The organism is Streptomyces sp. NPDC031064 (genome assembly GCF_055570965.1).
The window spans coordinates 4253-16835 of record NZ_JBVIGF010000001.1 but is presented as its reverse complement, the minus strand read 5'-3'; the positions used below and the strand labels follow the sequence as shown (position 1 = coordinate 16835).

12 protein-coding genes and 1 pseudogene are annotated in these 12583 nt (G+C 74.0%); 5 read left to right on the top strand and 8 right to left on the bottom strand.

All coding sequences use genetic code 11. The features are described from left to right. Positions 1–23: 23 nt before the first annotated feature. Both ACZ46W_RS00080 and ribA read right to left on the bottom strand, forming a co-directional pair. Positions 24–575: a hypothetical protein gene (locus tag ACZ46W_RS00080; RefSeq protein ID WP_468328799.1), complete on the bottom strand. Its 552-nt coding sequence runs from the start codon at positions 573–575 to the stop codon at positions 24–26. A gap of 76 nt (positions 576–651) precedes the next feature. Beyond that, positions 652–1293 (bottom strand): GTP cyclohydrolase II, encoded by a 642-nt coding sequence (gene ribA / locus ACZ46W_RS00075; RefSeq protein ID WP_468328796.1) that lies wholly within the window; start codon positions 1291–1293, stop codon positions 652–654. 67 nt (positions 1294–1360) lie between these two features. Here ribA and ACZ46W_RS00070 point away from each other — a divergent pair, with 67 nt between their 5' ends. Further along, on the top strand, positions 1361–2125 hold the full coding sequence (locus ACZ46W_RS00070) for a creatininase family protein (RefSeq protein ID WP_468328793.1): 765 nt from the start codon (positions 1361–1363) through the stop codon (positions 2123–2125). Continuing rightward, positions 2122–3009, top strand: coding sequence for a RibD family protein (locus tag ACZ46W_RS00065; RefSeq protein WP_468328790.1), 888 nt, complete (start codon positions 2122–2124; stop codon positions 3007–3009). Before ACZ46W_RS00070 ends, ACZ46W_RS00065 begins: the two co-directional genes overlap by 4 nt. A 48-nt stretch (positions 3010–3057) precedes the next feature. On the opposite strand, the pseudogene ACZ46W_RS00060 reads toward ACZ46W_RS00065, so the two are convergent. The 5 genes and pseudogenes from ACZ46W_RS00060 to ACZ46W_RS00040 form a co-directional block, all read right to left on the bottom strand. Continuing rightward, a pseudogene (locus ACZ46W_RS00060) lies at positions 3058–3771 on the bottom strand (lysylphosphatidylglycerol synthase transmembrane domain-containing protein); the annotation flags it as partial. A gap of 89 nt (positions 3772–3860) precedes the next feature. Beyond that, the gene (locus ACZ46W_RS00055; protein ID WP_468332298.1) at positions 3861–4718 is read right to left on the bottom strand and encodes a class I SAM-dependent methyltransferase; all 858 of its coding nucleotides are present in this window, start codon (positions 4716–4718) and stop codon (positions 3861–3863) included. 62 nt (positions 4719–4780) lie between these two features. Further along, entirely contained in the window at positions 4781–5875 is a 1095-nt protein-coding gene (locus ACZ46W_RS00050) for a glycosyltransferase family 4 protein (RefSeq protein ID WP_468332295.1), read from the bottom strand. Between the two features lie 35 nt (positions 5876–5910). Continuing rightward, positions 5911–6309 (bottom strand): 6-pyruvoyl trahydropterin synthase family protein, encoded by a 399-nt coding sequence (locus ACZ46W_RS00045; RefSeq protein WP_468328787.1) that lies wholly within the window; start codon positions 6307–6309, stop codon positions 5911–5913. An 88-nt stretch (positions 6310–6397) separates the two neighbouring features. Further along, positions 6398–7378 (bottom strand): zinc-dependent alcohol dehydrogenase, encoded by a 981-nt coding sequence (locus ACZ46W_RS00040; protein ID WP_468328784.1) that lies wholly within the window; start codon positions 7376–7378, stop codon positions 6398–6400. A gap of 128 nt (positions 7379–7506) precedes the next feature. Here ACZ46W_RS00040 and ACZ46W_RS00035 point away from each other — a divergent pair, with 128 nt between their 5' ends. Next, positions 7507–8295, top strand: coding sequence for a CDP-alcohol phosphatidyltransferase family protein (locus ACZ46W_RS00035; RefSeq protein WP_468328781.1), 789 nt, complete (start codon positions 7507–7509; stop codon positions 8293–8295). Here ACZ46W_RS00035 and ACZ46W_RS00030 read toward each other — a convergent pair. Further along, complete coding sequence (locus tag ACZ46W_RS00030) at positions 8280–9899, bottom strand: alkaline phosphatase family protein (RefSeq protein WP_468328778.1); 1620 nt, start codon at positions 9897–9899, stop codon at positions 8280–8282. The two genes, ACZ46W_RS00035 and ACZ46W_RS00030, sit on opposite strands and share 16 nt — an antisense overlap. Positions 9900–10132: 233 nt before the next feature. Between ACZ46W_RS00030 and ACZ46W_RS00025 the strand changes: the two genes are divergently transcribed. Together ACZ46W_RS00025 and ACZ46W_RS00020 are read left to right on the top strand one after the other, a co-directional pair. Further along, on the top strand, positions 10133–10699 hold the full coding sequence (locus tag ACZ46W_RS00025) for a PadR family transcriptional regulator (RefSeq protein WP_468328775.1): 567 nt from the start codon (positions 10133–10135) through the stop codon (positions 10697–10699). A gap of 41 nt (positions 10700–10740) precedes the next feature. After that, positions 10741–12480 carry an acyl-CoA dehydrogenase family protein gene (locus tag ACZ46W_RS00020; RefSeq protein WP_468328772.1) on the top strand — a complete coding sequence of 580 codons (1740 nt, stop codon included), beginning with the start codon at positions 10741–10743 and terminating at the stop codon, positions 12478–12480. Positions 12481–12583 lie beyond the last annotated feature (103 nt).

Below are 12583 nucleotides of genomic sequence, written 5' to 3'. Positions count from 1 at the left end.
GGCCGTTGTGTTCGGCGCCGGCGTCATCGGGGTCCGGCCGTTGGGTTTTGGAACCGGGCCGCGACGGCCCGGACCTCGATGGCGTGGTGGCCGTGCGACCAACCGCCGGTGTGCGGTTGCGGGATGCGGTACGTACGCCTCGGCACCTCGCGTTCGGCGCCGCCGGCACCCTGGGGCCCCTGGACGTCCTGGTGCGCCGGCCGGTCCGGCCGCGTGGACGTGCCGGACCCGCCCGGCCCACCGGGGCCCAGGGTGCCGTTGGCCAGCACCGAGGACACCACGAGCAGACCCCCCACCGCGCCCGCCCCGCACACCCCCACCCCGGCCCAGCGCCCCCGCCGGAACGGCGTCCCGGCCGGCCGGGCGTCCGCCGGTGGGGTGGTGCCGTGCGGCGCGTCGCGCGCCCACAACGGTTCGACGGTCACGTGCGGCGGGGCGCCGCCGCGCCCGTCGCGGGGACCGAACCCCTGGGGACCGAACCCCTGGGGACCGAACCCCTGGAGTTCGGCGCGTGCGGCGTCCAGGTCGTCCAGCACCCGCTGGAAGGACTTCATGATGCTGTCGTCATCGTGCACGGTGGTGCTCCTCGCGCGGTACATGCCATCCGTGGTGTTCCGTCGTCAGGCAATACGCAACGCGAGCGAGCTTGTCTCATCCGGGCAGATGCGGCAGGTGGTGACCGAGGCGTTCCCGCTTCGTCCACTGGTAGAAGAGGTTCTCGTCACGCGGCGGGATCAGCAGCGGCACCCGCTCGCTGATCGCGATGCCATGGCGTTCCAACGCGTCGTGCTTGCGCGGGTTGTTGGACAGCAGCCTCACGGACCGCACGCCGAGGTCGTGCAGGACCCCCGCCGCCGCCCGGTAGTCCCGGGCGTCGTCCGGCAGCCCGAGCGCCAGGTTCGCCTCGACCGTGTCCAGCCCCTCGGCCTGCAACCGCATCGCGCGCAGCTTGGCCAACAGGCCGATGCCCCGGCCCTCGTGGCCGCGCAGGTAGACCAGGACGCCCCGCCCCTCGCTCACGATGGCGCGCAGCGCGGCGGAGAGCTGCTCCCCGCACTCGCAGTGCCGGGACCGGAAGGCGTCCCCGGTCAGGCACTCGGAATGGAGGCGGGTGAGGACGTCGTCGGCGTTGATATCGCCGTACACCAACGCTATTTGCTCCTCGCCCCGGTCGTGGTCCAGATAGCCGGCGGCGAGAAATTCGCCGAACTCGGTGGACAACCGCACATTCACCACGTGCTCGATGCCCGTTCGGCGAGTGGTGTCACGGAGTACGTCATCGGTGTCTATCATGGCGCGATCGTATCGGGTAACCTCCGGCAGTGGGTGGGAAACTGACGAGAGGAAAGGGGCGGGGAAGATGAGTGGAGTGCCGCGACCGCGGATACCGGCATTGGGTATGCTGCCGCTGGACACGACAACACGGGATGTGGCGGACAGTCGGGCCGAGGTGGCTCTTCTTCCGATAGGGAGTTTCGAGCAGCATGGTCCGTTTCTCCCCCTGATGACCGACACGGTCATCGCCTGCGCGATCGCCCGCGAGGTCGCCGCCGTACACCCCGTACACCTGCTCCCACCAGTGACGATCTCCTGCTCGCACGAGCATGCCGACTGGCCGGGCACCGTCAGCATTTCCGCCGCGACCCTTTACGCCCTCGTCCGGGACATCGCCGGATCGCTGCGCCGCTCCGGTATCGAAAACCTGGTTCTGGTCAATGGGCACGGCGGGAACTATGTGCTGCGCAATGTGGTTCAGGAATCGGCCGGAAGTGGCACGCGAATGGCCCTGTTCCCCGGGCCTGCCGACTGGGAAGCCGCGAGGGAAAGGGCTGGTGTGCTGACGCCGTCGTACAGCGATATGCATGCGGGCGAAGTGGAGACCTCCATCCTGCTGCACGACCATCCGGAACTGGTCCGGACCGGTTATGAGACCTCCGACTGGATCGCCGACGAACGTCAGCATTTGCTGTCGCTCGGTATGCGGGCCTATACGGAATCCGGAGTGATCGGCCGCCCTTCGAAGGCGTCGGCCGAGAAAGGAAGACAATTGCTGGCCGCCCTGGTCGACTCATTCACCGCATACCTTTCCCTGCCGGCCCCCGACTCCGGGCGGGGCGTGCGGTGAAGGGCGGTCACGGGATCGGCCCCGCCGAGGCGTGGCAGCGGCTGCGCGCCATCCGGTCCGTCGCGGACGCCGAGGCCGCCGGGCTCGTGCGCGGCGCGGACGGCCGGGCACGGTGGCGGGACGGCTCGCCCGAGGCGGACGCCCTGGCCGACCGCTACCTGCCGTTGTGTCTGGCCGGGCCGCACGTCACCTTCGCGCAGTTGGGCCAGAGCCTGGACGGCTTCATCGCCAGCCGCACCGGTGACGCCGACTACGTCACCGGCGAGGAGGACCGGGAGCACCTGCACCGCCTGCGCGCCCTCGCCGACGCGGTCGTCGTCGGCGCCGGCACCGCCGTCGCGGACGACCCGCGACTGACCGTCCGCGCCTGCCCGGGCGACAACCCGGTGCGCGTCGTCCTGGACCCGCGCGGCCGCGTCCCACAGGGGCACCAGGTGTTCACCGACGGTGCGGCGCCCACCCTGTGGGTGGTGGGCGCGGACGGCGTGCGCGGGCGGGCGGCCCGGCAGCCGGACGGCGTCGACGTGCTGACGCTGCCCGACCGCGCGGCGTTCGCCCCCCGGAACGTGGTGCGGGAACTGGCGCGCCGCGGCCTGGGCCGGGTGCTCGTGGAGGGCGGCGGTGTCACCGTGTCGCGCTTCCTCCACGAGGGCGCGCTGCACCGCCTCTACGTCACCGTGGCCCCCGTCCTGCTCGGCGACGGCGTGCCCGGACTCGGCTTCCCGGGCCCGGCGCTGATGCGCGACGCGCTCCGCCCGCCGACGCGGCGCACCGTCCTCGGCGAGGACACCCTCTTCGAGCTCGACCTGCGGCCGCCGCGCCCCGGCGAGCCACTGCACCACGAGCACACCGGCACCGGGCAGGCTCGCGGCGAGGCAAAGTAGCCCGTACACCACGGCGACGGTCAGCCCCTGGGCCGCGCCCAGGCCCGCCGCGCCGAAGGCCCACGCGGTGACACCCTCCCGAGGCCCCCAGCCGCCGACGTTCAGCGGCAGAGCCATGGCGAGCAGTGCCAGCACCATCAACGGCAGCAACTCGCCGGCCGGCGCCGTCGATCCGGCGGCACGCGCGGCCAGGAGGAACATGCCGAGGTACCCCGCCAGCGCGGCGACGGACGCCCCCAGAACCCCGGCCCAGCTCGCCGGGTCCCACCCCGCCGGCGTCCGCGGCGCCCGCCGGGCGACGGCGAGCGGGGCGTCCGCCGGGGCACCCCGCCTGCCGCGCCGCCGCACGGCGACCACCGCGACCAGCACGACCGCCACGACCGCCACCGCGGTGGTGACGGCCCGGCCCGCCTCCGCCGGAAGCGGCGAGGGATGCGCGCACAGCAGCACCACACCGGCCGCGACCAGCACCACCTGGCCCGCGACCCGCTCCAGGACCACCGCGCGCACCCCCCGGCCGACGTCGCCCTCGGCGCGCCCGTGCCGTACCGCGCGGTGTACGTCACCGAGGACACCGCCGGGCAGCGCCGCGTTGAGGAACAACGCGCGGTAGTAGTCGGCGACCGCCCGGCCGAACGGCAGCCGGACGCCCAGGGCGCGGGCCACCAGGCACCAACGCCACGCGCTCAGCACGGTCGTGAACAGGCCGATGCCCAACGCCGCCACCACGGTGGACACGTCGACGCCGCGCAGCCCGGCCACGAAGGCACCGCCGCCCTGCCACCACACCACCGCCCCGAGGACGGCCGCACCCGCCACCGTCCCCAGGCGCCCGCGCACCACGCGTGCGATCACGACGCGTCACCCACCTGTCCCGGCAGGGCCAGCACATCGCTGTGATGCACCACCACCCGCAACTCGCCCGCCTCGCACGCCTCCAGACGGCGCCGCAGATACGCGGTGGCACGGGGCGCCAGGTCCGGCCGCTGCTCACGGGCCGCGCCCACCCAGCCCCGCAGCCACTCGGCCGTCAGCGCCGACTCGTCGGCGCCGAGCCGCCAGGGGCTCGGCCGCACCCGGACCGTCATGCCGTGGCCGGCGAAGAGTTCGCGGGCCGCCGCGACCGCGTCGGGCCCAAGGAGCCGGCGGCCGTGGTCCAGGCGGCGCTGGTGGTCGTTGAACGCGCTGCCGATCGCGCCGTCCAGCGGGTCGGCCGGGGTCAGCTCCACCCGCCCCACCACCGACAGGGCCAGCAGCACCGGGCAGCCGGCCCCCGCACAGGCGGCCGCCAGCCGGTCCACCTCCTCGCGCGTGAGCAGGTCCAGCAGGGCGGACGCCGTCACCAGCCCGGTACCGGCGAGCTCGCCCGCGGTGAGCCGCGCGACGTCCTCCTGCCGGGTCGTCACCGTGACGCGTGCGCCGTCGCCGCCGGTACGTGGCAGCCGCTCGGCGGCCAGCCCCAGCAGACGCGCGTCGTGGTCGTGGAGCACCCAGTGCTGCGGGCCCGCCAGCCGGGGCGTCAGCCAGCGCCCCATCGACCCTGTGCCGCAGCCCAGGTCGCGGATCACCAGTACGGCGCCCGGCTGTGTCCGCCCGGCCAGGTACGACCGCAGCGGGCCGAGGAGTTCCGGCGCGCGGGCGGCGGCGTCGGCGGCCTCGCGCAGCGCCAGCCACTCCGGGGCGTAGCCGGGCCCGCCATTCACGTTCATGCCGTCTCCCGGGGTTGCCGTCACCTTGCTCATGCCGTCTCCCGGGGTTGCCGTGACGCTGCTCATGCCGCCTCCCCGGGCTCGCGCCGGAGCTGTTCCAGTGCACTGGCCAGGCTCCGGGTGGTCGTCTCCCAGCCGGCGAGCGCGGTACGCCGCCGCCGCGCGGCCACCTTCGCGCGGTGCCGCTCGCCGGGCTCGCCCAGCCAGCGCCGCAGCGCCCCGGCGAGCGCCGCCGGGTCGTCCGGCGGTACGAGGACGCCCGGCACGCTGCCGTCGGGCGCCCGCCCGACCGCCTCCGGGAGCCCGCCGACGGCCGTCGCCACAACGGGGACGCCGCGCGCCAGCGCCTCGGTCACGGCCATGCCGTACGTCTCGGCGCGCGAGGCGAGCACCAGGAGGTCGGCACCGGCGTAGCTCGCGTTGAGCGCCGGCCCGCCCCGTGGGCCCGCCACGTGGACGCGGTCGTCGAGGCCGTGCCGGGCGATCAGTTGGCGCAGCCGCGCCACGTAGCCGGGGTCCTGGCCCAGGCCGCCCACGAGCACGCAGCTCCACGGCAGATCCGCCACCGTCGCGAGGGCCTCCACCAGCTCGTACTGCCCCTTGCGCGGGGTCACCGAGGCGACGCACAGCAGGCGCGGGCCACCGCCCGGCTCATCGCCCGCCCCACCGCCGGGCGCCAGCGGCCCGATGTCGGCGCCCGGCACGGCGACATGGACCCGCTCCGGGGCGAGCCCGTGGTGCTCCACGAGCCTGCCCGCCGCCCAGTGACTGGTCGCGACGACCGCGCCCGCCGCCCGCAGCGTCCGGCGCTCGGCCGCGTCCAGCACCGCCGCCCGCTCCGGGGCGAGCCCCGTCTCGTCGCCCAGCGGCAGGTGCACCAGCACCGCCAGGCGCAGCCGGCCGGCCTCGGGGACGACGACGTCGGGCACACCGCAGCCGACGAGCCCGTCCAGCAGGACCAGGTCGCCGTCCGCCGACCCGGCCAGGACCCGGGCCAGTTCCGTGCGCGCGGCGGCCCCGGGCCGGGGCCAGTCGCCCGCCACGACGTGTTCGTGGACCCGCCAGCCGAGGCCCGGCAGGTCCCGGCACACCCGGCGGTCGTAGACGTTGCCGCCGCTCGGCGCGGCCGGGTCGTCCACGCCGCCGGGCATCACCATCCGTACCGACCGCGCGGGCGTGGCCACCCCGGGGGTCACAGGGGCCGCTCGTAGCTCGCCCAGGCGATGTGCGACTCGTGCAGGGTGACCGTGATGCCGGCGAGCCCGCGCGCGCCCTGGCCCAGCGCCCCGGCGTGCACCCGGTCGGCCAGCCGGTCGGCGATGACCTTCGCCAGGTACTCCGTCGAGGTGTTGACGCCCGCGAACTCCGGCTCCTCGTCCAGGTTGCGGTAGTTGAACTCGGCCACCACAGCGCCCAGTTCCTTCGTGGCCAGCCCGATGTCGACGACGATGTTGTCGGCGTCCAGCTCGGCGCGGCGGAAGGTGGCGTCCACGAGGTACGTCGCCCCGTGCAGACGCTGCGCGGGCCCGAACACCTCCCCCCGGAAACTGTGGGCGATCATGAGGTGCTCGCGGACTGTGACACTGAACAACGGCTGTGACCTCCCGGTCCGTCGGTACGTCTCCTGTGGGGCCGGTCGCGGCCCCCGCTGATCAGTACGGCCCGCGGGCCCGGCGCGTTCAGGCCCCGTCGTACCGCACCCGGTGGCAGAGTCCGGGCAGGTCACCGCCCGCGATGTCGCGCAGCACCGACGGCAGTTCCGTAAAGGCGCACTCGCCCGTCACCAGGGCGTCGAAGACGGGGTCGGCGAGCAGGTCGAGCGAGAGCGCGAGCCGGTCGGCGAAGGTCCGCCGGGAGCGCCGGACCTCCGACACCCGCCCCACCTGGCTGCCGCGCACGACCAGACGGCCGGAGTGGAACGCCTCGCCCAGCGGCAGGCTGACCCGCCGGTCCCCGTACCAGCTCAGCTCCAGCACCGTCCCCTCGGGGGCGAGGAGTTCCAGGGAGCGTACGAGGCCGGCCTCCGTGGCGCTCGCGTGGACGGCCAGGTCACAGCCGTCCAGCGCGTCCCCGGGCAGCGCGAAGTCCACGCCCAGCGCGGCGGCGACGTGGGCCCGGGCCGGGTCGGCGTCGACGAGCTGGACGCGCACGCCGGGGAAGCGGGCGAGCAGCGCGGCGACCGAGCAGCCGATCATCCCCGCCCCCACGACCGCGATCCGGTCGCCGACCAGCGGCGCCGCGTCCCACAGGGCGTTCACCGCCGTCTCCACCGTCCCGGCCAGCACCGCCCGCGCGGCGGGCACGGAGTCCGGCACCGGCGTCACGGCGCCGGCCGGGACGACGTACCGGGTCTGGTGCGGGTAGAGGCAGAAGACGGTACGGCCGGCCAGGTGCGGCGGGCCTTCCTCGACCAGACCGACGTTGAGGTACCCGTACTTGACGGGCCCGGGGAACTCGCCGTCCTGGAACGGCGCCCGCATCGCGCGGTGCTGGCTCTCCGGGACGCCGCCGCGGAAGACGAGGCTCTCCGTCCCCCGGCTCACGCCGGAGAAGAGGGTGCGTACGACGACGTCGTCGGCGGTCGGGACGGGCAGTGTCACATCGCGTATCTCGCCGTGGCCGGGGGAGCGGAGCCAGAAGGCGAGCGCGGTGCGGTTCATCGGCATCTCCTGTTGAACGCTGGGGTGTCGGTGCACGTTGTGAGGGTGACGAGGCCGCGCGCACGGCAGGGGGCGGCGGCCCTTGACTCTGTCACTGATCCGGAGGGGTTCCCGTGTCCGTGGGCGACATGTCCGACGCACGTCTCGACGCACGTCTCCAGGCGCGTCCCGCGGCACGTCCGTTGCGCCCGGAGCCCGCGCTCGGCGCGGCCGCGCAGCTCGTGCTGCTGCTCCTGCTCGGCGCGGTGACGGGACTGGGGCCCGTGGGATGGCTGACCGGGCTGGCGTTCACGGTCGCCACCTGGGCCGTGCTCACCCGCGCCCTGTGCCGGTCGTGGCCCGGTCCTGCGCCCTTCGGCCCCGCCAACGCGGTCACCCTGGCCCGGACGACGCTCGTCGGCGGGGTGACGGCGCTGGTCGCCGAGCTCTTCGTGGGCCGGCCCCCGGTCCTGGTCCTCGCCGGGCTCACCGCGGTGGCGCTGGCCCTCGACGCGGTCGACGGGCGGGTGGCCCGGCGCACCGGGACGGCGAGCGCGTTCGGGGCGCGCTTCGACATGGAGGTCGACGCCTTCCTCATCCTGGTACTGAGCGTCCACGTGGCCGGGGCGATGGGCCCCTGGGTCCTCGCGATCGGCGCCATGCGGTACGTCTTCGTCGCGGCCGCCCGGTTCCTGCCGTGGCTGAACGGGCCGTTGCCGCCGAGCATGGCCCGCAAGACGGTGGCCGCCGTGCAGGGCGTCGTCCTCCTGGTGGCGGGCGCGGGCCTCCTTCCGCGCGTACCCGCGTACGCGGCGGTCGCGGTGGCCCTGGCGCTGCTCGTCTGGTCCTTCGGCCGGGACGTCCGGTGGCTGTGGCGCGTCCGGGTCCGGCAGGCGGTGAGCCACCGCACTCCCACGGTGGCTCACCGCGGGCCGTAGGCGGTCAGGAAGCGGTCCCGGAAGGCGTCCATCCGCCACACCGGGGCGTCCGGGCCGGGCTTCAGCCCCTCCTGCCAGCCCCAGCCGGAGATCCGGTCCAGCACGGCGGGGTCCCGGGCGACGACCGTGACCGGAACGTCCCGGCCGTGGCGGTCCCGGGTGACGGTCGGCACCGGCTGGTGGTCGCCGAGGAAGACCAGCACGGTGTCGTCGTCGCCGTACGTCTCCACGTACGAGATGAGGCTGTTCAGCGAGTACTCGATCGAGCGCCGGTACTCGGTGCGCACCCGGGCGGGGTCCTTCCACACCTCCTTGGGGTCCTTGCCCGCCTCCTTGACCCTCTCGTAGACCGAGCCGTCACCGATCTCGTCCCAGCCGAGCATGGTGGGGATGGGCGCCCACGGGTTGTGGCTGGACGTGAGGATGATCTCGGCCATCAGGGGGTCGCGGCCCGCCTTGCCGTGCTCCAGGCGCTCGAACGCCGCCAGGCTGTACTGGTCGGGCACGGGCGTCCAACTGAACTTGGGGCCCTGGTACCCGAGGTGGCGTGAGTCGTGGACGTGGTCCAGGCCGTAGAACCGCCCCTCCGGCCAGGCCCGGGTGACGCCCGGCATGATGCCGACGGTCCGCCAGGCGCCCGCCCGCCGGAAGGCGCTGGTGAGGGTGAGGCGGTCGCTGGAGGTGAGGTCGCGGTAGCGCCGCTGGTTGTCGATCCACAGCCCCGACGCGAAGGTGGAGTGCGCCAGCCAGCTCCCGCCGCCCGTCGTGGGGGAGGTGAGGAACGCGCTCCGGGAGGAGAACCCCGCGGCGCGCAGCCGGCGGGAGCCGTCCGCGAGCACCGCGCCGACCTCCGGCGCCGTCTCCGGGTCCTCGATCGCGTTGCGGCCGTAGCTCTCGATGAAGACGAACAGCACGTCCTTGCCGCGCAGCCCGGTCAGCAGCCGGTCGCCCGGCGTGTCGCGGAAGGCGTCCACGGCGGACTCCTCGGCGAACGCCTCCCGGTCCGCCATCCCGGCGCGCACCTGCTGCACCCGGCTCCGCACGACGTCCGCCGCGCTCCCGGAGGCGACCGCCGCGCCCGAGACCTGCACGCCGAGCGCCGCGCACAGGACCCAGACGGTCCCGGCGACCAGGGTCGTCGGGACCGTCACGGCGCTGTGCCGCACCACGACGTGGCTCAGCCGGACGACCGACAGGGCCATGAGCACGAGCAGCACGACGACGAGGAGCCCGGCGCCGATCACGGCCGCGGTCGCGCCGGCCCCGCCGATGGAGTCGCGCAGGAACGCCTCGGCGTCGTCGAAGAGGACCCAGTCGAGCACGGGGTCGAAGGGCCTCGCGAGCACGGAGTGGAAGCCCATGTCGAGGACGTTCAGGAGCGTCAGTACCCCCAGGAGCACACCGGCCGCCACCGCCACCACCCGCCTGGCCCCGGGCCGCAGTAGGAGCAGCAGCGCGGCCCCGGCTATCGCCTCCACCGGTATGCGCGCGAACGCGCCGGGCGAGAGGCGCTCCAGCCGGTTCGGCAGCAGCAGCGCACCGGCCACCAGCACGGCGGCCAGCCCCGTGGCCACGCGCGACACCACGACGCGCGACACCGCCACGCGCGGGAGCGGACGAGACGTTCCGATCGACACCCGAGGTCCTTCCGTACGGAGCCCATGACCCGGCGGCGCCCGGCTCGCGAGCCCGGGCCGCCGTGGAAGGTACGGCTCGCCGGCCGTCGGCGTTCACGGTCGTGCCGCACTGCCGTCCCCGGTGGCGAGCGGGGTGAGCCGCGTCTCACCCGGCCTGTGGCGCTTGTCTATGCAACAAGTTGCATAGAAGGATCGGGGGCATGGCGCTCGACCACGCGATCCTCGTGTCCCTGCTGGAGAAACCGGGCTCCGGCTACGAGCTGGCCCGGCGCTTCGAGCGGTCCATCGGCTACTTCTGGACCGCCACCCACCAGCAGATCTACCGCGTGCTCAAGCGCATGGAGAGCGACGGCTGGATCGACGTCCGCGAGGTCCCGCAGCAGGGCCGCCCGGACAAGAAGGAGTACTCCGTCGCCCCCCTCGGGCGGGCCGCACTCTCCGCGTGGCTGCACGAGCCGATCGAACCCGAGAGCGTCCGGCACGACCTCGCCGTGAAGATCCGTGGCGCGGCCTTCGACGACCCGGCCGCCCTCATCCGCGAGGTCGAGCGGTACCGGCGGGTCCACACCGAGCGGCTCGCGCACTACCTCGCGGGGGAGCGGCGGGACTTCACCGGACCGGAGGCACCGCACGCCCCCGGACCGCCCGACGCGGGGCGCGAGCTCCAGCACGTGGTGCTGCGCGGCGGCATCGCGTACGAGCGGATGACGCTCGCCTGGCTCGACGACGTACTCGACACCCTCCGCCGGCTCGCTGCCGAACGCTGAACCACCCTCACGCACACCCCTCTCCGGAAAGGCGGACACCCATGGCCGACCCGCTGCTGTTCAACCCGCGCACCTACGACCCGGCGCACTTCGACCCCGAGACGCGCCGGCTGCTGCGCGCCACCGTCGACTGGTTCGAGGCGCGCGGCAAGCGCAAGCTCATCGAGGACTACCGCTCCCGCGCCTGGCTCGCGGACTTCCTCGACTTCGCCGCCAAGGAGGGCCTGTTCGCGACCTTCCTCACCCCCGCCTCCGCCGCCGGGGAGCAGACCGGCGGGCAGCAGGACAAGCGCTGGGACACGGCCCGGATCGCGGCACTCAACGAGATCTTCGGTTTCTACGGGCTCGACTACTGGTACGCCTGGCAGGTCACCATCCTCGGCCTCGGCCCCGTCTGGCAGAGCGACAACGCCGCCGCACGCGCCCGTGCGGCCGAACTCCTCACCGAGGGGGAGGTGTTCGCCTTCGGCCTCTCCGAGAAGGCCCACGGCGCCGACATCTACTCCACCGACATGCTGCTGGAGCCGGACAGTGACGGTGCCGGCGGCTTCCGCGCCACCGGCTCCAAGTACTACATCGGCAACGGCAACGCCGCCGGGCTGGTCTCCGTCTTCGGCCGCCGCACCGACGTCGAGGGCCCGGACGGTTACGTCTTCTTCGCGGCCGACAGCCGCCACCCGGCGTACCACCTCGTCAAGAACGTCGTCGACTCCTCCAAGTACGTCAGCGAGTTCCGCCTGGAGGACTACCCCGTCGCCCCCGAGGACGTCCTGCACACCGGCCGTGCCGCCTTCGACGCCGCCCTCAACACCGTCAACGTCGGCAAGTTCAACCTCTGCACCGCCTCCATCGGCATCTGCGAGCACGCGATGTACGAGGCCGTCACCCACGCCCACAACCGCATCCTCTACGGCCGCCCCGTCACCGCCTTCCCGCACGTGCGCCGCGAGCTGACCGACGCCTACGTCCGCCTCGTCGGCATGAAGCTGTTCAGTGACCGTGCCGTGGACTACTTCCGTTCCGCCGGCCCCGACGACCGCCGCTACCTCCTCTTCAACCCGATGACGAAGATGAAGGTGACCACGGAGGGCGAGAAGGTCATCGACCTGATGTGGGACGTCATCGCCGCCAAGGGCTTCGAGAAGGACAACTACTTCGCGCAGGCGGCGATCGAGATCCGGGGCCTGCCGAAGCTGGAGGGCACGGTCCACGTCAACCTCGCCCTGATCCTCAAGTTCATGCACAACCACCTGCTGAACCCGGCCGAGTACGAGCCCGTCCCCACCCGCCTCGACGCGGCCGACGACGACTTCCTGTTCCGTCAGGGCCCGGCGCGCGGCCTGGGCTCGGTACGCTTCCACGACTGGCGTCCCGCCTTCGACGCGTACGCCCACCTGCCCAACGTCGCCCGCTTCCGTGAGCAGGCCGACGCCCTGTGCGAGTTCGTCACGACGGCCGCGCCCGACGAGGAGCAGAGCCGCGACCTCGACCTCCTGCTCGCCGTGGGCCAGCTCTTCGCGCTCGTCGTGCACGGCCAGTTGATCCTGGAGCAGGCGGGCCTCACCGGCCTCGACCAGGACGTGCTGGACGAGCTGTTCGCCGTCCTCGTCCGTGACTTCTCCGCCCACGCCGTCGAACTGCACGGCAAGGACTCCGCCACCGAGCAGCAGCAGCTCTGGGCGCTGGGCGCGGTCCGCCGCCCGGTCGTCGACGAGGCCCGCTCGGCCCGGGTCTGGGAGCGCGTCGAGGCGCTGTCCGGCGCGTACGAGATGGCGCCGTAACACCACACCACCCCTACCCACCGCGGGGGGGGGGGGGGGGGGGGGGGGGGGGGGGGGGGGGGGGGGGGGGGGGGGGGGGGGGGGGGAGCGGGGGGGGGGGGGT